This window comes from Microbacterium dauci (assembly GCF_030065535.1).
Classification (GTDB): domain Bacteria; phylum Actinomycetota; class Actinomycetes; order Actinomycetales; family Microbacteriaceae; genus Microbacterium; species Microbacterium dauci.
In genome coordinates this window covers 1-19929 of the sequence record NZ_JASJND010000008.1, presented here as the reverse complement: position 1 = coordinate 19929, position 19929 = coordinate 1, and the positions used below count along the sequence as shown (strand labels likewise).

At 69.8% G+C, this 19929-nt stretch carries 21 protein-coding genes; 9 read left to right on the top strand and 12 right to left on the bottom strand.

The window, feature by feature from the left end:
* Positions 1-6: 6 nt before the first annotated feature.
* From QNI14_RS13525 to QNI14_RS13510, 4 genes are all read right to left on the bottom strand, one after another.
* Positions 7-1566 (bottom strand): carboxyl transferase domain-containing protein, encoded by a 1560-nt coding sequence (locus QNI14_RS13525; protein WP_283717154.1) that lies wholly within the window; start codon positions 1564-1566, stop codon positions 7-9.
* Positions 1567-1725: 159 nt separating this feature from the next.
* Positions 1726-3195 (bottom strand): NADP-dependent phosphogluconate dehydrogenase, encoded by a 1470-nt coding sequence (gene gndA / locus QNI14_RS13520; RefSeq protein WP_430539287.1) that lies wholly within the window; start codon positions 3193-3195, stop codon positions 1726-1728.
* Positions 3196-3235: 40 nt separating this feature from the next.
* A complete protein-coding gene (locus QNI14_RS13515; RefSeq protein ID WP_283717152.1) occupies positions 3236-4291 on the bottom strand; it encodes a LacI family DNA-binding transcriptional regulator in 1056 nt (351 codons plus the stop codon).
* On the bottom strand, positions 4288-4794 hold the full coding sequence (locus QNI14_RS13510) for a gluconokinase (protein ID WP_283717151.1): 507 nt from the start codon (positions 4792-4794) through the stop codon (positions 4288-4290). The genes QNI14_RS13515 and QNI14_RS13510 overlap by 4 nt, the downstream gene beginning before the upstream one ends.
* 81 nt (positions 4795-4875) lie before the next feature.
* Here QNI14_RS13510 and QNI14_RS13505 point away from each other — a divergent pair, with 81 nt between their 5' ends.
* Complete coding sequence (locus tag QNI14_RS13505) at positions 4876-5451, top strand: nitroreductase family protein (protein ID WP_283717150.1); 576 nt, start codon at positions 4876-4878, stop codon at positions 5449-5451.
* A 13-nt stretch (positions 5452-5464) separates the two neighbouring features.
* On the opposite strand, the gene QNI14_RS13500 is transcribed toward QNI14_RS13505, so the two are convergent.
* Positions 5465-6589 (bottom strand): fatty acid desaturase family protein, encoded by a 1125-nt coding sequence (locus QNI14_RS13500; RefSeq protein WP_347177838.1) that lies wholly within the window; start codon positions 6587-6589, stop codon positions 5465-5467.
* 135 nt (positions 6590-6724) lie between these two features.
* Positions 6725-7264, bottom strand: a complete 540-nt coding sequence (locus QNI14_RS13495) for a YaeQ family protein (protein WP_283717148.1) — start codon at positions 7262-7264, stop codon at positions 6725-6727.
* Between the two features lie 74 nt (positions 7265-7338).
* On the opposite strand from QNI14_RS13495, the gene QNI14_RS13490 reads away from it, so the two are divergent.
* The 3 genes from QNI14_RS13490 to QNI14_RS13480 all read left to right on the top strand — a co-directional run bounded on the left by QNI14_RS13490 (position 7339) and on the right by QNI14_RS13480 (position 9400).
* Positions 7339-8082, top strand: a complete 744-nt coding sequence (locus QNI14_RS13490) for a GntR family transcriptional regulator (protein ID WP_283717147.1) — start codon at positions 7339-7341, stop codon at positions 8080-8082.
* Positions 8083-8205: 123 nt separating this feature from the next.
* The gene (locus tag QNI14_RS13485) at positions 8206-8565 is read left to right on the top strand and encodes a hypothetical protein (RefSeq protein ID WP_283717146.1); all 360 of its coding nucleotides are present in this window, start codon (positions 8206-8208) and stop codon (positions 8563-8565) included.
* Positions 8566-8599: 34 nt separating this feature from the next.
* Entirely contained in the window at positions 8600-9400 is an 801-nt protein-coding gene (locus tag QNI14_RS13480; RefSeq protein WP_283717145.1) for a hypothetical protein, read from the top strand.
* A gap of 20 nt (positions 9401-9420) precedes the next feature.
* On the opposite strand, the gene QNI14_RS13475 is transcribed toward QNI14_RS13480, so the two are convergent.
* The 3 genes from QNI14_RS13475 to QNI14_RS13465 are packed head-to-tail and all read right to left on the bottom strand — an operon-like array spanning position 9421 to position 12568.
* Entirely contained in the window at positions 9421-10929 is a 1509-nt protein-coding gene (locus QNI14_RS13475) for a tripartite tricarboxylate transporter permease (protein WP_283717144.1), read from the bottom strand.
* Positions 10917-11567 (bottom strand): tripartite tricarboxylate transporter TctB family protein, encoded by a 651-nt coding sequence (locus tag QNI14_RS13470; protein ID WP_283717143.1) that lies wholly within the window; start codon positions 11565-11567, stop codon positions 10917-10919. Before QNI14_RS13470 ends, QNI14_RS13475 begins: the two co-directional genes overlap by 13 nt.
* Complete coding sequence (locus QNI14_RS13465) at positions 11564-12568, bottom strand: Bug family tripartite tricarboxylate transporter substrate binding protein (protein ID WP_283717142.1); 1005 nt, start codon at positions 12566-12568, stop codon at positions 11564-11566. Before QNI14_RS13465 ends, QNI14_RS13470 begins: the two co-directional genes overlap by 4 nt.
* 188 nt (positions 12569-12756) lie before the next feature.
* Here QNI14_RS13465 and QNI14_RS13460 point away from each other — a divergent pair, with 188 nt between their 5' ends.
* Together QNI14_RS13460 and QNI14_RS13455 are read left to right on the top strand one after the other, a co-directional pair.
* Positions 12757-14004 (top strand): sensor histidine kinase, encoded by a 1248-nt coding sequence (locus QNI14_RS13460; RefSeq protein ID WP_283717141.1) that lies wholly within the window; start codon positions 12757-12759, stop codon positions 14002-14004.
* Positions 14001-14699: a response regulator gene (locus tag QNI14_RS13455; RefSeq protein ID WP_283717140.1), complete on the top strand. Its 699-nt coding sequence runs from the start codon at positions 14001-14003 to the stop codon at positions 14697-14699. Before QNI14_RS13460 ends, QNI14_RS13455 begins: the two co-directional genes overlap by 4 nt.
* Positions 14700-14720: 21 nt before the next feature.
* On the opposite strand, the gene QNI14_RS13450 is transcribed toward QNI14_RS13455, so the two are convergent.
* Entirely contained in the window at positions 14721-15887 is a 1167-nt protein-coding gene (locus tag QNI14_RS13450) for a MalY/PatB family protein (RefSeq protein ID WP_283717139.1), read from the bottom strand.
* Between the two features lie 114 nt (positions 15888-16001).
* Positions 16002-16304 (bottom strand): DUF1540 domain-containing protein, encoded by a 303-nt coding sequence (locus tag QNI14_RS13445; protein ID WP_283717138.1) that lies wholly within the window; start codon positions 16302-16304, stop codon positions 16002-16004.
* 195 nt (positions 16305-16499) lie between these two features.
* Between QNI14_RS13445 and QNI14_RS13440 the strand changes: the two genes are divergently transcribed.
* Genes QNI14_RS13440 through QNI14_RS13430 form a run of 3 tightly spaced genes read left to right on the top strand, consistent with a single transcriptional unit; the run spans position 16500 to position 19333 of the window.
* Positions 16500-16781 (top strand): metal-sensitive transcriptional regulator, encoded by a 282-nt coding sequence (locus QNI14_RS13440; RefSeq protein WP_283717137.1) that lies wholly within the window; start codon positions 16500-16502, stop codon positions 16779-16781.
* 31 nt (positions 16782-16812) lie between these two features.
* Positions 16813-17100 (top strand): heavy-metal-associated domain-containing protein, encoded by a 288-nt coding sequence (locus QNI14_RS13435; protein ID WP_283717136.1) that lies wholly within the window; start codon positions 16813-16815, stop codon positions 17098-17100.
* Position 17101: 1 nt separating this feature from the next.
* A complete protein-coding gene (locus QNI14_RS13430; protein ID WP_283717135.1) occupies positions 17102-19333 on the top strand; it encodes a heavy metal translocating P-type ATPase in 2232 nt (743 codons plus the stop codon).
* Positions 19334-19337: 4 nt separating this feature from the next.
* Here the strand turns inward: QNI14_RS13430 and QNI14_RS13425 are convergent, their stop codons facing one another.
* Positions 19338-19796, bottom strand: a complete 459-nt coding sequence (locus QNI14_RS13425) for a GNAT family N-acetyltransferase (RefSeq protein WP_283717134.1) — start codon at positions 19794-19796, stop codon at positions 19338-19340.
* Positions 19797-19929: the final 133 nt, after the last annotated feature.

Sequence of the window (19929 nt, the reverse complement as noted above, 5' to 3'; positions counted from 1 at the left end):
CCCAGCTCACATCCGGAAGACGCCGTAGCCCGGCGCGTCGAAGGGGGCACGGAGGCAGACGTCGAGGGCGAGGCCCAGCACGTCCCGGGTCTCGGCGGGGTCGAGGACGCCGTCGTCCCAGAGCCGCGCCGACGAGTAATACGGGCTCCCCTGGCGCTCATACTGGTCGCGGATGGGTGCCTGGAACGCCGCCTCGTCGTCGGCAGACCACTCGCCGCCGCCCGACTCGATCTGGTCGCGGCGGACGGTCGAGAGGACGGATGCCGCCTGCGGACCGCCCATCACCGAGACGCGTGCGCCCGGCCAGAGCCACAAGAACCGCGGCGAGTACGCGCGCCCGCACATCGAGTAGGTGCCGGCGCCGAACGAGCCGCCCACGACGACGGTGAGCTTCGGCACCCGCGCGCACGCGACGGCGTTCACCATCTTCGCGCCGTGCTTCGCGATGCCACCCGCCTCGTACTCGCGACCGACCATGAAGCCGGTGATGTTCTGCAGGAACAGGAGCGGGATGCCGCGCTGGTCGCAGAGCTCGATGAAGTGGGCGCCCTTGAGTGCCGACTCGCCGAACAGCACGCCGTTGTTCGCGATGACGCCGACCCGATGACCGTGGAGGCGCGCGAACCCGGTGATGAGGGTGTCGCCGTACTCGCGCTTGAACTCGGCGAACGAGCCGCCGTCGACGACACGCGCGATGACGTCACGGGCGTCGTAGGGCGTGGTGAGCTCGACCGGGACGACGTCGGCGAGGGTGGTCGGGTCGTGGTCGGGCGCACGGACGGGTTCGGGCGGCTCGGGCAACGGCGTCGGCTGGGGCAGGGTCGCGACGATCCGCCGGACGATCTCGAGCGCGTGCTCGTCGGACTCGGCGAGGTGGTCGACGACCCCAGAGACGCGGGTGTGAACCTCGCCGCCGCCGAGGTCCTCTGCCGAGACGACCTCCCCGGTCGCTGCCTTCACGAGCGGTGGACCGCCGAGGAAGATCGTGCCCTGGTTCCGGACGATGACGGTCTCGTCGCTCATCGCCGGTACGTACGCCCCGCCTGCGGTCGACGACCCGAGCACGGCGGCGATCTGCGGGATGCCGTCCCGCGACATCCGCGCCTGGTTGTAGAAGATGCGGCCGAAGTGATCGCGGTCGGGGAACACCTCGTCCTGCATCGGCAGGAACGCGCCGCCCGAATCGACGAGGTACACGCACGGGAGCCGGTTCTCGGCGGCGATCTCCTGCGCCCGCAGGTGCTTCTTCACGGTGATCGGCGCGTACGTGCCGCCCTTGACGGTCGCGTCGTTCGCGACAACCATCACGTGGCGCCCCTCGACGAGACCGATCCCCGCGACGACGCCGGCAGCAGGCCAGTCCTCGTCGTAGAGCCCCGTCCCCGCGAGCGCACCGACCTCGAGGAACGGGCTGCCGACGTCGAGCAGCGCGTCGATGCGGTCCCGCGGGAGCAGCTTGCCGCGGGCGATGTGACGCTCGCGCGCGCGTTCGGGGCCGCCGAGCGCGGCGACCCGGCGTCGTTCGTGCAGGTCGTCGACCAGATCGGTATAGGTGGGGGCTGTCATCGTCGACGGCACCTCCGTGGTGCGTGAGCTCGTGGCTCGTTCCGGTTATCAGTCGATAACTGAAAGCACGATAACATTGCGCCCGCGGCGCCGGTAGGGCCCGCCGTCAGCGCGTCAGAATCGCGTCGAGCTCTTCGAGGTCGGCGGTGATGCGCGCGGTCAGTGGGTGTCTTCTGCTTCGATCTCGGTGCGATCCGCCGACCACAGCGTGTGGAAGGTGCCGGGCTTGTCGGTGCGGCGGTAGGTGTGCGCACCGAAGAAGTCGCGCTGGCCTTGGATGAGGGCGGCGGGCAGCCGGTCGGCGCGGAGCCCGTCGTAGTACGCGAGCGACGACGAGAACGCGGGGGCCGGGATCCCGGATGCCGCGCTGATGCGGACGACCTCGCGCCACGCGTCCTGTGCGCGGCCGAGGGCTTCGACGAAGTACGGCGCGGTCAGCAGGACGGGGAGTTCTGCGTCGGCGTCGTAGGCGTCGGCGATGCGGTTGAGGAACTGGGCGCGGATGATGCACCCGCCGCGCCAGATCTTCGACACGGCGCCGAGGTCGATGTTCCACCCGTACTGCGCGGCACCGGCACGGATCTCATCGAACCCCTGCGAGTACGCGACGATCTTCGACGCGTACAGAGCGAGACGGACCTGTTCGATGAACGCGTCCGCGTCCGCAACCGTGAACGCTTCCGGGGACGGGCCGGGAAGGGACCCGGAAACGTCGCGCTGTTCCCGGTGGCTGGAGAGGGAGCGGGCGAAGGTGGCTTCTGCGATCCCGGAGACGGGGACGCCGAGGTCGAGGGCGGTCTGCACCGTCCACGCCCCCGTACCCTTCGCCCCGGCCTCATCCACGATCACGTCGACGAGCGGCTTGCCCGTCGTCGCGTCGACCTGGCGGAGCACCTCCGCGGTGATCTCGATCAGGTACGACTCGAGTTCGCCGCGGTTCCATTCCGCGAAGATGTCCGCGATCTCAGCCGGCGACTTGCCGGTGCCGCGGCGGATCAGGTCGTAGGCCTCGGCGATGAGCTGCATGTCGGCGTACTCGATGCCGTTGTGGACCATCTTCACGAAGTGACCGGCACCGTCGTGGCCGACGTGCGTGACGCAGGGTTCGCCTTCGGCGACCGCGGCGATGCCCTTCAGGATCGGGCCGAGCGTGACCCACGCGGCATCCGGCCCACCCGGCATCAGCGACGGACCCAGCAGGGCGCCTTCCTCACCGCCCGAGACACCCATCCCGACGAAGTTGAAGCCCGCATCCGAGACGGCGTTCTCACGGCGGATCGTGTCGGTGAACAACGCGTTGCCACCATCGATGATGATGTCACCCGACTCGAACACGGCCATGAGGGACTCGATGACCGCGTCGGTGGGCTTCCCGGCCTTGACCATGATGATCGCCGTCCGCGGGACCGTCAGCGACGCCGCGAACTCCTCGTAGGAGAACGCGGGAACGAACTCCGCCTCCGGATGCGCAGCGACGAGCTCATCGGTCTTCGAACGCGACCGGTTGAACACGGCAACCGTGTTCCCCTCACGAGACGCGAGATTCCGGGCCAGGTTCGACCCCATCACCGCAAGACCAACAACACCGATATTCGCTTCAGCGGACACGCACGACTCCTCGAGCTTCATTCAGGGGTGCCGCGAGAGGCGGCGGAAACAGGCGCCGCGCTCAGCGCGGAGCAGGGCCGGTCGAACCGCGGACGATCAGACCGGTGAGCAGTGGGGCGACGGGCGTCTGGGGCTGCGACTGATCCTGCAACGTCATGGCGACCGCCCGACGGCCGGCGGCCTCGAGGTCGGTCCGCACCGTCGTGAGCGCCGGGACGATCAGATCGCTGCCGAAGATGTCGTCGAAGCCGGTGATGCTCAGCTGCGAGGGCACCGCGATGCCCTCGGCGGCGAGCGCCTGCATGAGACCGATCGCCATGAGGTCGTTGTAGGCGATGACCGCGGTTGCGCGCAAGGCGAGCACGCGCCTCGCCGCATCACGGCCACCGTCGATGGTCGGCACATTCGGACCCGCTTCGACGATCGCGACGTCGGCGCGCTCGGCAGCGGCGAAGATCGCCTCCCACCGGCGACGACTGATCCACGACGTGGATGGCCCGGCGAGGTAGACGAGCGAGGTGTGCCCGAGCGCGACCAGATGGTCGATGACCTCGTTCACGCCGGTCTCGACGTCGGCGACGACGCTCGGCACCTCGTCGACCGCCTCGTTGATCAGCACGACGGGCTTGCGGCCGGCGATGTCGAGGAGCCGCTCCGGCGCGAGACGGGTCGTGGCAAGCACGAGGGCGTCGACGCTGGGCAGCAACCGCTCGATCACCTCGGACTCGTTCTCACCCGACTCCTGCGACTCCGCGATGACGAGGGTGTACCCGGCGTCCGCAGCTTCGTGCTCGGCGCCACGGACCACGTCGAAGACGACGGGGTTCGTGATGTCAGCGACGACGAGCCCGAGCATCCCCGTCTTGCCGGTCTGGAGGGCGCGGGCGGCGGGATTGATGCGGAAATCCAGCTCGGATGCCGCAGCCTGCACCCGTTCCGCGGTCGCCACGCTGATGCGGCCGGGTTTGCCGAGGGCACGTGACACGGTCGACGGATTGACGCCTGCCAGTTCGGCGATGTCGTAGATCGTCGCCGCGCCGCCACGGGCGCGGATCCGGGCACGGATCTCGTCGGCGCGATCCGATGCCGGCGCCGGAGTCACCGCCCCCTCGCTCATGGGATCCTTCCTGCCGCCTCCTCGACCAACTCTGCCACGGGACGTGAGAAGTCCAGGGCGAAGCCCGGCTCGTCGTCTTCGAGGTCCTCGAGCGTCTCGAGCTGGGACGTCAGCAACGCCGCGGGCATGAAATGGTCGAGTCGCTCTTTCGCACGTTGCGCGAGCAGCTCGACCGAGCCCGTGAGATGCACGAAGACTACGTCCGGCGCCGACGCCACGATGCGGTCGCGATATGCGCGTCGCAGCGCCGAGCAGGCGATCACCATCCCGCCGGGCTCCGACCCGAGGCGCGCCACCGTGAGGTCGAGCCACGGCCACCGGTCGTCGTCGTTCAGCGGAATGCCGGCCGACATCTTCTCGATGTTCGCGGCAGGGTGCAGGTCGTCGGCATCTGCAAACGCCACCCCGAGGCGGTCGGCGAGCGCACGGCCCACCGACGACTTCCCCGAAGCGGAGACGCCCATGACGACGACCCGTGGTGGGCGCGTGGGGTCACCAGTCATGCACGGTCCCGTCGAGGAGGTTGAGAGGAGTCAGTCTCACCCTACGGTCAACCGATTGCCGCGCGGTGTCAGAATGGCGGGATGCCGCGTTTCACCGATCCCGTGCTGGATGCCATGGCGACCCGCCGCTCCCTCGCCAAGGTCGGACCCGGTGCCCCCACCGACGATGAACTCCGCGACCTGCTCGCCGCGGTCACCCCGGTCGCCGATCACAAGGCGCTGCGGCCGTGGCGACTCCTCACCCTCCGCGGCGACGATCGTGCCCGACTCGGCGAAGCGCTCGACGCCGCGGCCGGCACGCACCGCGAGCCCGGCGAAGTGAACCCGAAGCCGTTCCGCGCCGACCTCCTCATCGCCGTCGTGGCGAGCCCGCGTGAGCACCCCGGCGCACCTGTGTGGGAGCAGCACGCAACGGCGGCCGGTGCCGGCCACTTGCTCGAGCTCGCGCTCTGGCGCGCCGGCTGGGGCGTCATGTGGCGCACCGGGCTGCAGGTGAATGCACCCGAGGTGCGCGCGCTGCACGGCCTCGCAGACCACGAGCTGCTCATGGGATGGCTCTACGTGGGCAGCATCGACGCCGACCTCCGCGCGCGCATCGAGGAGTCGCCGCGCCCGGTCCTCGACCCGACGCCGTTCCTCGGCGGGCTCCCGGCCTGACGGCCGCCCGGGCTCAGCCTCGGCGGTAGGTCGCGACGACCGGGCAGTCGAACGGGTCGCGTGCGGCGAGGCCGACGCGATTGAGGTACTCGACCACGATCGCGTACGACCGCGCGAGGCTCGTCTCGGTGTATGGCACGCCGAGCGTGCGGCACTGCTCGCGCACGATGTCCCGCGCACGCGACAGGTGCGGGCGGGGCATGTTCGGGAAGAGGTGGTGCTCGACCTGGTAGTTCAGCCCGCCCATCAGCCACGTCGCCCACCAGCCGCCGCGGATGTTGCGAGACGTGCGGACCTGCTTGCTGAAGAAGTCGAGCTTCGCGTCGGGCGCGATGATCGGCATGCCCTTGTGGTTCGGCGCGAACGCGGCGCCCATGTAGACGCCGAACACGGCGAGCTGCACCCCGACGAAGGCGAACGCCATCCCGAGCGGAAGGACGAGGAACACCGGCACCGCGATTGCGGCGAGTCGGACCAGGATGAGGCTGAGCTCGAGCCACCGCGCCTTGACGTCCTTCTCCGTCATCAGGTGCTTGATTCCGAGGTAGTGCAGGTTGATGCCTTCCAAGGTGAGGAGCGGGAAGAACGCCCACCCCTGGCGCTTCGTGATCCATCGTCGGAGGCCGCGTGCCGATGCGGCATCCGCGTTGAGGAATGAAATGGTGTCGATCTCGATGTCCGGGTCCTTGCCGACCCGGTTCGGGTTCGCGTGGTGACGCGTGTGCTTCCCGGTCCACCAGGCGTAACTGATGCCGACGACGCCGCTCGCCAGGGCCCGCGCGAGCCGGTCGTTCCCCGGCCCCGACGAGAGGATCTGCCGGTGCGCGGCCTCGTGCCCGAGGAAGGCGACCTGCGTGAAGATCACTCCGAGCGCAGCGGCGATCAAGAGCTGGAACCAGCTGTCCCCCAGGAGGATGAACCCAGCTACCGCGCCGCCGAACCCGAGCAACAGGACGAGCCCCACCAGAGTGTAGAACCAGGGCGTCCGACGGAGGAGCCCGGTCTCCTTCACGACACTCGAGACCTCGGAATAGGCGCGTGCCATCGGCGGGAACTCGGTGGTCCCGGCGTAGGTCTGTCGGACGGGGCCGAGCCTTGACTCGAGTGCGGTGGAAGCGATGAGGCACCTGCTCCGGATCGGGACCCGGAGACGACGACGCCCGGCGGATCGGAAAGCCAAAGGCGGGTGCCGTCAACTGTGCGCCACGTTACGCCGCTTCGCATGGCCACGACGGTATGCGTGGACGATGCAGATGACCTTGCCAGCCGGCGGTCAGGCGACGGGCTGTTCGGTGATCGCCGAGCTGAACGTGTGGCCGTTCACCTCGAGGTAGAGCTGGCGCTCGGTCACCGAGATCGTGACACTGTTCCGGCGCTCGATGACGGCGGATGCCGCCTCTACGAAGCCCCGGTCGAAGCTGTAGAGCGGGATCTCCGCGGCGCGGTGGATCGTCTTCCCCACCCACGTCGGCGCGAGCCGCGCGGGGTCGCGGTGCGTGTAGACGGCGACGCGGCCGGCGAGCTTGCTGCCGGTGTGCAGGCGCGCGGCATCCGGTGCCCCAACTTCGATCCAGGCGGTCATGCGCCCGGTGAGGTCGCGCACCACGACGGCGGGTTCGTCGGTCGCCGAGATGCCCTCGCTGAAGGCGATGCCCTCCTCGTATTCGAGCGCGTACGCGAGCACGCGCGTGAGGAGGTAGGCGGAGGTCTCGGACGGATGCTGCGCGATCCGCAGCGAGAGCTCGTCGTAGACGCCGCGGTCGACGTCGGCGAGCTGCACCGTGAAGGTGTGCATCACCGCGCCGATCGCCATCCCTCGAGCTTACGGCGCGGGCGGGACCGAATCGGCCGGGCGATACCATTGCGCCGCAAAGGAGGCTGAACGAAGTGCAGACGATCGAACGGGTCTCGCCCGTCCCCTACTACGAGCAGTTGTTCGGCATCTTGCGCGACCGCATCCTCAGCGGCGAGATCTCGCCCGAGGAGCGCCTTCCCAGCGAGCTCGAGCTGTGCCGCGAGTTCGGCCTGTCGCGCGCGACGGTCCGCCAGACGCTTTCGAAGCTCGAGAGCGAAGGCTTCGCACGCCGCGTCGCCCGACGTGGCGTCTTCGCCTCCTCCCCCGATGAACCGACCGGGTGGACCGTCGAGGAGGGCTTCCTCGAGTCACAGATCCGCCACGGCCGCACCGGCATCGTCACGACGGTCGTCGACGCCTCCTCGGTGGTCCCGCCGCAGCACGCTGCCGAAGCGCTGCGCATCGCGGAGGGTGGAGAGGTCTTCGCGATCGAGCGCGTCCGCTCGCTCGACGGCCGCGTCGCGATGTTCAGCACGAGCTGGTTCCCCAGCGCGGTGGCCACCTCGATCGCGACGCCCGAAGTGCTCGACGGCACCGGCTCGGTGAACGCCGCCCTCCGCGGCGCGGGGTACATCACGAGCGGCGCCCACCGGATCATGCGCGCGCTCCGCGCCCCCGAGGCGACCGCCGCGCACCTGCAGATCGGACCGGACCAGCCCGTGCTCCGGGTGCGATCGCTCTCGTGGGATGCCGCGGATCTGCGCTTCGACTACACAGAGACGTGGGTCCTCACCGACGTCACCCCGCTCGAGGTGACCGTCTCAGCGACCCGATGAGCGTAGGCACGGCGCGACTTGAACCTCAAGATTTCCGGTCGGACGAGGGCATCTCGACCACCCGGCCACATAATGGTCGTCGGGGGCGCGTGCCCCCGACGACCGAGACGGGGTGATCGCGAGATGCCGTTCCACAGCAAAGAGATGCTGGAGAGCTGGCTCGACGAGTTCGCCGACCTCGGCTACTCGATCAGCTCGCGAGTGAAGGTGGTCCCCCAGGACGGGACCGACGGTGCCGACACCGGCCTCATCGCCATGAACCTGCTCGATGCGCTCACGCTCACCTACATCCAGCCGGAACCGCTCGGGTCCGTGCACTGGGGCATCACCTTCGAGGCGCGCGAGTACGACATCAAGATGAGCGCGGGTCGCGCCCTCGAGCTTTCCGCGGAGCTCGCGATGGTCTCCGCACTGTGCACGTTCCTGCAGACCAAGTCGCAGGCGATGGTGGATGCCGCCGACCCCGACATCCTTCACGTCTGACCGCCCCGCACCGACCGTGTGCCACGATGCAGAGGTGGACGACGACGGCGCGAACGAACTGACCGCGTTGCGAGCGCGGGCGTACGGCCCCGACGCGGACATCGACGGCGACCCGGCCGCGCGGGCACGACTCGAGGCACTCGAGGCGAACGCGCGGGCAGCGCGTCGACCTCCGGCGCCCACAGTGGCGCCCCGTCCGGCTCCGCCGCTCCCGGCACCGGCCACCCCGACGACCACCACCGCGTCGACCATCGCCGTGACGCCGACGAGCACCGCCGCGCAGCCCATGCCCGCGAGGAAGCGACTCTGGGCAGCGACGTGGGCGGGTTCGCTGGCCGCCGTCGCCACCGTCGCCGTCGCCGTCACGGCCGCGGCATCCGCCCAGTTCGCGTGGCCCGCGACCGGATACGCCGATGCCGGCGTGACCCGCGTCGCGAGCCTCGCTGTCGACCCCGACTCGACCGTCACGTCGCAGTACTTTGGGGGCGATATCGACGCGACGGTGCACGAGTCCTTCGCTGGCGTGACCGCATTCACCTTCACTTACGAGTACCCGGGCGGCGAGGCCGAGTCGCTCTGCATCGCGGTCGTTCCGGAGCGCGATGTGAACGCACCGAGACAACCGTCCTCCGACGACGATTCCGGCCAGATCTTCGGCCCGCTCACGCAGAGCTGCTCGGCCGGCGCGTTCCCGGCCGCCGCGTCGATGGTCGTCACCGATCAGGCGCCCGCCGCGCTCCGGGAACGCTTCGCGGTCGGCTCATCGCTCCAGTTCGTCCACCACGGCGGCGAGGTCGAGGTGTTCGCCGCAGACCCCGCGCCGACCGTCGCCTGACGGCCGACGCGCACGACCGGTCAGCGGTGCGCTCGCGACCGGCCGCGGAGGTGCTGCACGAGGCTGAACACCACGACGACCGCGAGCAGCAGATACAGCGTGATCGTCAGCGGTGACGCGACCAGCGTGCCGACGTCGCCCTCCGAGACGGCGAGCGCACGGCGCAGCTGGGTCTCCGCCATCGGACCGAGGATCGCCGCGATGAGCACGGGCGCGAGGGGGATCGAGTAGTACCGCATCGCGAACCCGACGACGCCGATGCCGAGCGCCATCCAGAGGTCGGCGGTACGCGAGCCGAGTGCGTAGACGCCGAGGACGGCGAGCACGGTGATCGTCGCGTAGAGGTAGTGCCGCGGGATGAGCAGCAGTTTCGCCCAGATCGCCGCGAACGGCAGGTTGATGATCAGCAGGATCACGAGCCCGAGGAAGAGGCTCGCCAGCAGCGGCCACACCAGGTCGCCGCTGCGCTCGAACAGCAGCGGCCCCGGCTGCATGCCGTACTGCTGGAATGCCGCGATCATCATCGCCGCGGTCGCCGACGTCGGCAGTCCGAGGCCGAGCAGCGCCCCCATCGCCGAGCCCGCCGTGGCGTTGCCGGCGGCCTCGGGCGCCGCGACACCGCGGATCGATCCGACCGTGCCGAACTCGGCGTCACGGCGACGCGCGGCGAGGCGCTTCTCGGTGCCGTAGGCGAGGAAGGTCGGCACTTCCGACCCGCCGACCGGGATCGCCCCGAACGGCACACCGAACGCCGTGCCGCGCAGATATGCCGGGAGCACCTGTCGCCACTCGGACTTCGAGAGGAACGGTGTCCCGTGCGGTGCGAGGAACGACTCCCGCCCACCGGAGCGGATGTGGGATGCCACGTGCAGCACCTCGCCGATCGCGAGGAGCCCCACGGTGATGACGACGATCGAGATGCCGTCGAAGAGTACGGGGCTGCCGAACGTGAACCGCTCCGCACCGCTCATCCCGTCGATACCGACGAGGGCGAGCGCGAAGCCGATCCCGAGAGCGACGAGGCCGCGGACGACCGAATCGGCGACGACGGCCGAGATCGCGACGAACGCGAACACGGCGAGCGCGAAGTACTCCGCCGGGCCGAACAGTTTCGCGAGCTCCACAATGTAGGGCGCGAAGAACACGACGAGCGAGCAGGCGATCATGCCGCCGATGAACGCACCGATGGCCGCGGTACCGAGGGCCTTCGCCGCCCGGCCGTCCTTCGCCATGCGATGGCCCTCGAACGTCGTCGCGATCGCCGAGGAGTTGCCGGGGGTGTTCAGCAGGATGCCGGTGGTCGAGTCGCCGAACAGCCCGCCGAAGTAGATGCTCGCGAACATGATGAACGCGCCGGTCGGGTCGAGGCTGAACGTCACTGGCAGCAGCAGCGCCACGGCCATGGCCGACCCGAGGCCGGGGAGCACGCCGACGGCGGTGCCGAGGATCGCGCCGATGACGAGGAAGAGGAGGTTCTGCGGGGTGAACGCGACGGCGAACCCCTCGAGCAGGAGGGTCAGCTGATCCACGACAGTGCTCCTTCCAGGATGCCGGCGGGCAGGATGAGCCCGAGGCCGGCACCGAATGCGAGCTGGATGAGGGACGAGATGATGACGGCGGTGCCGATGTCGAGCAGCGGCCGCTTGCTCCCGAAGTTCCACGAGAGGACCCAGAACAGTGCCGCGGCCGACAGCAGCCACCCGACGATCGGGAGGATGACGATGAACACCGCGATCGCGGCCACCGTGATCCCGACGGTGCGCCAATCGACGCCGGGCCTCGTCGACACCGTCTTCACCGCGATCGCCTCGGGCGCGACGACGCGGATCTCCGAGGTGCGGTCCAGCGCGCCGAGATCGCCGAGCATCTGCGTCGAGAGCTCGGTCGGGTCGCCGACGACGTGCGCACGTGCCGGCGAGACGATGACGGTGATCGCAAGCGCCGTACCGACGGCGTAGAGGAAGACCGCGACGATGATCGGGAAGAACTGCGGGCCGGGAGGCGCGGTGCCCTCCGGGATCTCCATCGTGACGATGCCGATGGTCAGCGCGACGGCGAGGCCGATCACGCCCGCGGCGACGATGAGTTCGCTGCGGCCGGTCGTCCATCGCGGCATCCGCTGGACACGGATCGCCGCCGTGTCGTCGGCGTTGTCGATGAGGCTCACAGTCCCAGCTCCTTCACGATCGCTTCGGTGCGCTCGGTCTCTTCGCGGATGAATGCGGCGAACTCGTCGCCGACCATGAAGCTGTCGACCCAGTCGTTGCGTTCGAGCGCGTCGGTCCACCCGCTCGAGTCGTGCATCTCGGTCACCATCGCGGTGAGCTCGTTGCGCACCTCGTCCGAGATGTCCGGCGGCGCGACGAACCCGCGCCAGTTCGACATGGCGACGTCGTACCCCTGCTCGACGAACGTCGGTACGTCGATGCCGTCGATCGGCTCGGGCGCGCTGACGGCGAGCGCCTTGAGGTTTCCCGACTCGATCTGGTCGCGGAACTCGTTGTACCCCGAGAGTCCGGCCTCGGCGGTGTGCGACAACATCGACGTGACCACCTCGCCGCCGCCCGGGTATGCCAGGTAGTTGACGGTGCTCGGGTCGATGTCGACCTCCTGCGCGAGCATGCCGGCGAGCAGGTGATCGATGCCGCCGAGCGAACCACCGGCGATCGCGGTGCCACCCGGGTCGGCGGCGAGCGCGTCGGCGAACTCCTCGAGGGTGTCGTACGGGGAGTCGCCGGGCACGACGAGCACGTTGAAGTCATCGGCCAGTCGCGCGATCGGCGTCACGTCCTCGAGATCGACGGCGGAACTGTTGATGAGGATGCCGCCGACCATCACGCCGCCGGTCACCATCATCACGTCGTGGCGGTCGCCCATCTCGGCGAGCGCTCCGAGACCGATGGTGCCGGAGGCGCCCGGGATGTTCTTGACCTGGATGCCGCCGGCGATGTCGTCGTCGCGCATGACACGCTGGGCCTCACGACCGAAGCCGTCCCACCCGCCGCCGGGTGCCGCGGGCGCGATGATGCTGAGGTTGGTGCGAGGGCTCGCCCCGCTGCCGGACGACGCCGCGTTCACCGCGGCGACCGCGAACAGTCCGACGGCGACGATACCGACGATGGTTCCCGCGACCCGGCGACCGGGTCGACGAGTTTCCGAACGGCTCATCCTGAGCACCTCCCTGTACGTGCGGGGTCGCGGGAGGTTCCCGTCGGCAGCGCCGCAGACGCGCTCAGTAGAATGACAGGGCGCCGGCGCACGAAGACGTCGCAGCCGCACTTTCGCTCTTTGTTGATCACGACGACGGCCTCGCCGTGAATGCAGCGTCATGGAGGAGCGTCACGAAAGGAGCGCCGATGGATGCCACCCGCTCGGCGCCCAGCCTCGGCGGGCGCGTGCTCCTGCTGCTCGCGCTGCAGTGCGTCGTCATCCTCGCCGTCGTCACGGTGGCGACCGTGGTCGCGATCGGCGTGCAGCAGCGCGGCATCCGCGAGGCGACGATCGTCCGCGTGACCGACGTCGCCGAGAGCCTCGCCGCCCTCGACGAGGTGCGGAACGCACTGGCCGAGGATCGGGAGGCGGCGACCGCACGGCTGCAGCCGCTCGCCGACATCGTGCAGCGGGCGTCCGGCGTCGACTACGTCGTGGTCATGGACACGAGCGGCATCCGCGTCACGCATCCCGATCCCGATGCGCGCGGCGAACGGGTGTCGACCGACCCGACCGGGGTGCTCGCCGGCGAGGAGTATCTCGGCACCGAGGACGGCACGCTCGGCCCGACGCTCCGGGCGAAAGTGCCGGTGCGAGATGGTGACGTCGTCATCGGGGCGGTGTCGGTCGGCATTCTCGAAGACCGCATCGCCGGCGACACCGAGGCCGGCATGTGGGGGCTGCTCCCCTGGGTCATCGCGTCGGTCATCGCGGCGTGCGGCGTGAGCGCCGCACTCACCGGCCTGATCCGCCGACGTGTCACGCGCCTCGAGGCCGCGAACCGCGAGGCGGAGGCGGAGCGCGTCGTGACGCAGGCCCTCCGCGATCAGGCGCACGAGTTCCACACGCGACTGCACGTCGTTCGCGGACTCGTGGATGCCGGTGACCAGGTGGCCGCGCTCGACTACATCGAGACTCTCGCGCCGGTGACGCACGCGAGCGACACCCCGCCGACCATCGCCCACGTCGGGGCGCGCGCCGTGCTCGATTCGGCCGCGTCCGCGCTCGACGCCCGCGGCGGCGCGCTGGTCGTCGCCCCCACGAGCGCCGCCGCCGAAGATGCGCTCACCGAAGCCGACGTGCTCGTCCTCTCCAACCTCGTCCGGAATGCCGTCGACGCGGCGACCCGACGCGTGCACGTCGCGATCCACGCCGATGCGACGCACGTGGCGATCGACGTCGGCGACGACGGCCCCGGGCTCAGCCCCGACCAGGCCGTCCGCGTCTTCGACCGCGGGTACTCCGAGAAGGGCGACGGCCGCGGCATCGGCCTCGACCTCGTACGCCGAGCCGTCGGTGCACGCGGCGGCACGATCGAGGTCGGCACCTCCACCGACGGCGGTGCGCTCTTCAGCGTCGAGATGCCTGCTGAGAGCTGGGCGGCCCGACGATGAGCGGCATCCGCACCCTCATCGTCGACGACGACCCGGCCGCCGTCCGGCTCCATTCGGGGTACGTCGCCGCCGCACCGGGCTTCGAGGTCGTGGGTACCGCGCGGTCCGGTGCGGCCGCGACTGCCCTCGCACTGCACGACGATGTCGATTTCGTCCTGCTGGACATGCAGCTGCCGGACTTCAGCGGCATCGAGGTCCTCCACCGGCTGCGCATCGTCCGGGACTGGGATGTCGACGTGCTCGTGGTGAGTTCCGCTCGGGATGCCACGACCGTGCGGCAGGCGCTCTCGGCGCACATCGTGGGGTACCTCGTGAAGCCGTTCACCGAGGCGGCGCTGCGCGCGCGTCTCGAGGAGTACCGCGGCACGCGGAGCGAGCGGGCCGCGGAGTCGCACGTCTCACTCGCACAGGGCGAGATCGACGCGCTCAGTCGCGGTCGCGACACCGCGGGGCCACGACACGATCCGCTGCCGCTCCCGAAGGGGCTGTCCGAGTCGACGCTGGCGCTCGTCGCCGGCAGCCTCGACCCGACGACCGCGCAGAGCGCGACCGACATCGCGGCCCGCTGCGGCGCATCGCTGCCGACCGTGCGGCGATACCTCGACCACCTCGCCCGCACCGGCGATGCGACGGTCTCGCACCGCTTCGGCGCACGCGGGCGCCCAGTCGTGTTGTACCGTCGCGCTGTCGGCTGAGGAGCCTCGCCGGCTGAGGAATCAGTTCAGCGCGGCGAGCGCTGCCCCCATCCGCTCGATCGCGGTGATGATCAGGTGCCGCGGCATCGCGAACACGAACCGCGTGTGCCCGATGCCGGCCTCACCGCACGCGGCGCCGTCGGTCATGGCGACACCGGCGTGCTCCCGGAACCATGCCGCGAGGTCACCGTCGAGCCCGTACTCGCGGAAGTCGATCAGTGCGATGTAGCTGCCCTCCGGCAGGGTCATCCTCGCGCGCGGCAGGTGCGTTGCGACGAGGTCGGCGAGCGTCCGACGGTTGCCGTCCAGGTAGTCGACGACGGAGTCCAGCCACTGGCCGCCGGCGGTGTACGCGGCGGTGTTCGCGATGACGCCGAGGGTGGCCGTGCCGTGGCCCGCCCAGAAACCGAACGACTCCCACACCGCGGCATCCGCGTCGTTCGAGAGGATCACCTGCGCACACTTGAGACCGGCGAGGTTCCAGGCTTTCGACGCGGATGCCGCGGTGATGGTGTGCGACGCGGCGGCCTCGTTCACCGAGGCGTACGGCACGTGGCGCGCGGGCCCGTAGACGATCGGCGCGTGGATCTCGTCCGAGAACACCCGGCCGCCCTTCGCGGCAACGACCTCCGACAGGGCGACGAGCTCGTCGCGGGTCGACACGGTGCCGAGCGGATTGTGGGGGTTGCAGAGCACGACCATCCCGGCGCCGTCGTCGAACGCGCGACCGACGGCTTCGAGGTCCATCGTCATGCGCCCGTCGATCTCGATGCTCGGCACTTCGATGACTTCGCGCCCGAGCATCGGCGGGACCAGGAGGAACGGCATGTACGCCGGCGTCGGCACGATGACCGCGCTCCCCGGAGCGGTGAACTTCTCGATCGCGAGCTCGAAAGCGGCGATCACATCGGGGACGTGCTGCACCCGCTCGGCGGGAACATCCCAGCCGTACTGACGGGCGTACCAGGAGGCCGTTGCCGCCGACAGCTCGGTCACGAGCGCCGTCGGGAGGTACCCGGTGACTCCCTGGTCGACCGCGTCCTTGATCGCGCCGCTCACGGCGGACGCGAGTCCGAAATCCATCTCGGCGACGAACGCCCCGATGGTGTCGGGGAACATCGACCACTTCATGCTGCCGCCCGCGCGCAGGTCTGCTTCGGTGATCGCGTCGAAGTCGATGTGCGTCATGGTCGCGCTTCCTCTCGTGGCATCCGTCGCGAGCCTACGCGGCCAGGGCATGACGAAGGCCGACACGACGAAGGCCGCCGAGCGCGATGCTCGACGGCCTTCGTGGTGTTCGGGTCAGGCGGCCTCGTAGGTGAGGCAGTCCGCGGATTCGGCGCCGGGGCCGATCCGCACGGCTGCGGCGGTGCACTCGAGGGACTCATTGAAGACGCACTCGGCGCGCTTGCATGCGCCGACGTGGCTCACGATCTTGTCGAGCCCGCCCTTCGTGCCGAGCGGGATGAACGTCGCGCACTCGGCATCGCCGACGGCACCACCGATGGTGACGGCTGCGGCATGGCAGTGCGAGTGGTCGTTGTAGGAGCAGCCGAGTGCCGAGCACTCGGTGACACGGGGCAGATCGTCGAGCGTCATGCTCATGGGGGGCCTCCTTGGAGTGGTCGTATCTTGACTGTAAACACCGACCCCCACAGGTTGGACAGCCTAAGTCGCGAACTTTCTGCCAGATCAGTGGCCTTTTCCGAGGAAGGATAGCCTCACCTGAGCGCGATCGGGCTGCGCGGGAATACCGCGCGGCCCGGCCCGTTGCATACCCCCAGGGGGTATCATCGAGATATGCACGGATACGACGGACACAAAGACGACCTGCAGAAGCGGCTGCGTCGCATCGAGGGTCAGGTGCGCGGCATCGCGCGCATGGTCGACGAGGACAAGTACTGCATCGACATCCTGACCCAGGTCTCCGCGGCGACGAAGGCACTCGAGACCGTCGCGCTCTCGCTGCTCGGCGACCATCTCAGCCACTGCGTCGCTGAAGCGAGCGCGCAGGGCGGCCCCGTCGCCGCCGAGAAGATCCGCGAGGCGAACGACGCGATCGCCCGTCTCGTCCGTTCTTGAGCACACACCCACTGATATGAGGAGCATCGTCATGACCCAGCACATCCCGTTCGGCCGCCGTCCGGATGCCGCACCCCAGCCGACCACCGCCCCCGAGGGTGCCGTCTCGCAAGAGGTCCTTGTGACCGGCATGACCTGCGGCCACTGCGCCTCGAGCGTGCGCGAAGAGCTGTCCGCTCTGGACGGCGTGGCATCCGTCGCGATCGACCTGACCCCCGGCGGCACGTCGCGTGTCACCGTCCACAGCGCCGCCCCCCTCGACCAGTCGGCCGTCGAAGCCGCCGTCGCCGAGGCCGGATACCAGGTGGCGAACGCCTGACATGCGCACCACCGACGTCGAGCTCGAGATCACCGGGATGACGTGCGCCTCGTGCGCCACCCGGATCGAACGCAAGCTGAACAAGCTGCCCGGTGTGGCGGCCACGGTGAACTACGCCACCGAGAAGGCGCGCGTGCAGGGCTCCGACGTCGACCCCGCCGACCTGATCGCCGCCGTCGAGGCCGCGGGCTACAAGGCCTCGGTGCCGGCGCCGCGCGTGACGCACACCGAGCACGGCGCGCACGACCACATGGCGATGGAGGACGACGTCGCCGGCATCCGTCGCCGCCTGCTCGTCAGCGCGGCACTCGCACTGCCGGTCGCGGTGCTGTCGATGATCCCGGCCCTGCAGTTCGAGTACTGGCAGTGGCTCGCACTCACCCTGACCGCACCGATCGCGGTATGGGGCGCATGGCCGTTCCACCGCGCGGCGGCCATCAACGCACGGCACGGCGCCGCGACGATGGACACGCTCATCAGCCTCGGCGTCATCGCCGCGTTCGGATGGTCGCTGTACGCGCTCTTCTTCGGCGGGGCCGGCATGCCCGGTATGACCATGACCTTCCAGCTGTTCGGCACACCCGAAGCCGGCGCGCACGAGGTCTACCTCGAGGTCGCCGCGCTGGTCACCGTCTTCCTGCTCGCGGGACGCTACGCCGAGGCGCGTGCCAAGCGTTCGTCGGCCGAAGCGCTGCGTGCCCTGTTGGAGATGGGCGCAACCTCGGCGACCACGCTCGTCGACGGCGTCGAGCGCTCGGTGCCCGTCGACTCGCTCGCCGTCGGCGACACGGTCGTCGTCCGCCCCGGAGAGAAGATCCCGTCGGACGGCATCGTCCTCGATGGCGCCTCGGCGGTCGACGAAAGCATGCTGACGGGTGAGTCCTCGCCCGTCGAAGTGACGGTGGGCTCGCGCGTCGTCGGGGCCACGGTCAACGCGAGTGGCCGACTCATCGTCGAACTGACCCGCGTCGGCGCGGACACCGAACTCGCCCGGATGGGCCGCCTCATGGAAGAGGCGCAGACCGGGAAGGCGCAGGTGCAACGACTCGCCGACCGCGTGTCCGCCGTCTTCGTCCCGATCGTCATCGCCCTCGCGGTGGCCGCGTTCGTGGGCTGGATGCTCTCGGGGAATGGCATCGAGATCGCGTTCACCGCCGCCGTCGCGACCCTCATCATCGCGTGCCCCTGCGCGCTCGGCCTTGCGACGCCGACGGCGCTGCTCGTGGGCACCGGGCGCGGTTCGCAGCTCGGCATCCTCATCCGCGGCCCGCAGGTGCTCGAGCAGACCCGACGCGTCGACACGATCGTCCTCGACAAGACCGGCACCGTCACGACCGGAACGATGGCCGTCACGGCCGTCCTGCCTGGCTCGGGCGTCGACGCGGACGACCTCCTGCGCGCCGCGGCGGCAGTCGAAGCCGCCTCGGAGCACCCGGTCGCACGCGCGGTCGTCGAAGCCGCGCCATCGGTCGCGACGGTCGAGTCGTTCCGGGCACACGCGGGTTACGGCGTCGAGGGCGTCGTCGGGGGTTCCGCCGTCGTCGCTGGACGTCTCAGCTGGGTACGGGACCAGTGGAGCATCGCGGTTCCCGAGGACGACCGCACTCGCGTCGCAGAACTCGAGGCATCCGCCACGGTCATCGCGGTCGCGCGTGACGGCGTCTACCTCGGCGCGATCGGTGTCGCCGACACGGTCAAGCCGACGAGCGCCCGCGCCGTGGCGCGGTTCCGCGAACTGGGACTCGAGCCGATGCTCCTCACCGGTGACAATGCACGCACCGCAGAGCGCGTCGCGAACGAGGTCGGCATCACGACCGTGCACGCCGAGGTCACGCCGGCCGACAAGCTCGCGCTCGTCCAGCGCCTTCGCGGCGAGGGACGTGTGGTCGCCGTCGTCGGCGACGGCGTCAACGACGCAGCCGCACTCGCCGCTGCCGACCTCGGCCTCGCGATGGGCGGTGGAACGGATGCCGCGATCGCGGCGAGCGACATCACGGTGGTCTCCGGAGATCTCCTCGTCGTCGCGGACGCCGTTCGCCTCGCCCGCCGCACGCTCGGCATCATCAAGGCGAACCTCTTCTGGGCCTTCGCCTACAACGTCGCAGCGATCCCCGTCGCGATGGCAGGCCTGCTCAACCCGGTAGTCGCCGCAGCCGCGATGGCGCTCTCTTCGATCTTCGTGGTCACCAACAGCCTGCGACTGCGCGGCTTCAAGGCGCTCCCGACCGACTGAAGCGTCAGCCTCGTCGCATCGGGACGTGCGGAATGTTGTCCTCGACGAACTCCGGGCCATCGACGACGAATCCGAATCGGCCGTACCAGTCGGCGAGGTGCAGTTGCGCGTCGAGGACGAACGGGCGTCCCGCGTCCTTCGCGGCCGCCGTCGCGATGGCGGCATCCATCAACTGCGCGGCGAGCCCTCGTCCCCGAGCGGATGCCGCAGTGGCCACCCGACCGATGCGCCACGCGTCACCGTCGTCGAGGAGACGCAGCGTGGCCAGCACGTCGTCGCCGTCGGTGCACCAGAGCAACACGGCACCGGTCTCGATGTCGCGACCGTCCAGCTCCTCGTAGGCAGCCGCCTGCTCGACGACGAAGACCTGTACGCGGAGCCAGAGGATCCGGTACAGGTCGGCCGGAGCGATGTCCGCGACCGCGGCCTGGTGGAACATGACGTCTCGAGATGTCTCGGTCATCGTTCCTCCAGCTCCGGGATAGGAATGTCACGCAACCCGACGTGGAGAATCGTCGCGTTAACTGGAAATGGCCACCCTGCGTTGGGTGGCCATTTCCTGAAAGAAGTCCGGCGGTGTCCTACTCTCCCACAGG

Bases quoted from the DNA above. Each gene is read 5' to 3' on its own strand.
- QNI14_RS13455 (WP_283717140.1), top strand. From the start codon at position 14,001: ATGAGCGGCATCCGCACCCTCATCGTCGACGACGACCCGGCCGCCGTC.
- QNI14_RS13460 (WP_283717141.1), top strand. From the start codon at position 12,757: ATGGATGCCACCCGCTCGGCGCCCAGCCTCGGCGGGCGCGTGCTCCTG.
- QNI14_RS13430 (WP_283717135.1), top strand. From the start codon at position 17,102: ATGCGCACCACCGACGTCGAGCTCGAGATCACCGGGATGACGTGCGCC.
- QNI14_RS13465 (WP_283717142.1), bottom strand. From the start codon at position 12,568: ATGAGCCGTTCGGAAACTCGTCGACCCGGTCGCCGGGTCGCGGGAACC.
- QNI14_RS13435 (WP_283717136.1), top strand. From the start codon at position 16,813: ATGACCCAGCACATCCCGTTCGGCCGCCGTCCGGATGCCGCACCCCAG.
- QNI14_RS13485 (WP_283717146.1), top strand. From the start codon at position 8,206: ATGCCGTTCCACAGCAAAGAGATGCTGGAGAGCTGGCTCGACGAGTTC.
- QNI14_RS13445 (WP_283717138.1), bottom strand. From the start codon at position 16,304: ATGAGCATGACGCTCGACGATCTGCCCCGTGTCACCGAGTGCTCGGCA.
- gndA (WP_430539287.1), bottom strand. From the start codon at position 3,195: ATGAAGCTCGAGGAGTCGTGCGTGTCCGCTGAAGCGAATATCGGTGTT.
- QNI14_RS13425 (WP_283717134.1), bottom strand. From the start codon at position 19,796: ATGACCGAGACATCTCGAGACGTCATGTTCCACCAGGCCGCGGTCGCG.
- QNI14_RS13505 (WP_283717150.1), top strand. From the start codon at position 4,876: ATGCCGCGTTTCACCGATCCCGTGCTGGATGCCATGGCGACCCGCCGC.
- QNI14_RS13440 (WP_283717137.1), top strand. From the start codon at position 16,500: ATGCACGGATACGACGGACACAAAGACGACCTGCAGAAGCGGCTGCGT.
- QNI14_RS13525 (WP_283717154.1), bottom strand. From the start codon at position 1,566: ATGACAGCCCCCACCTATACCGATCTGGTCGACGACCTGCACGAACGA.
- QNI14_RS13515 (WP_283717152.1), bottom strand. From the start codon at position 4,291: ATGAGCGAGGGGGCGGTGACTCCGGCGCCGGCATCGGATCGCGCCGAC.
- QNI14_RS13510 (WP_283717151.1), bottom strand. From the start codon at position 4,794: ATGACTGGTGACCCCACGCGCCCACCACGGGTCGTCGTCATGGGCGTC.
- QNI14_RS13495 (WP_283717148.1), bottom strand. From the start codon at position 7,264: ATGGCGATCGGCGCGGTGATGCACACCTTCACGGTGCAGCTCGCCGAC.
- QNI14_RS13450 (WP_283717139.1), bottom strand. From the start codon at position 15,887: ATGACGCACATCGACTTCGACGCGATCACCGAAGCAGACCTGCGCGCG.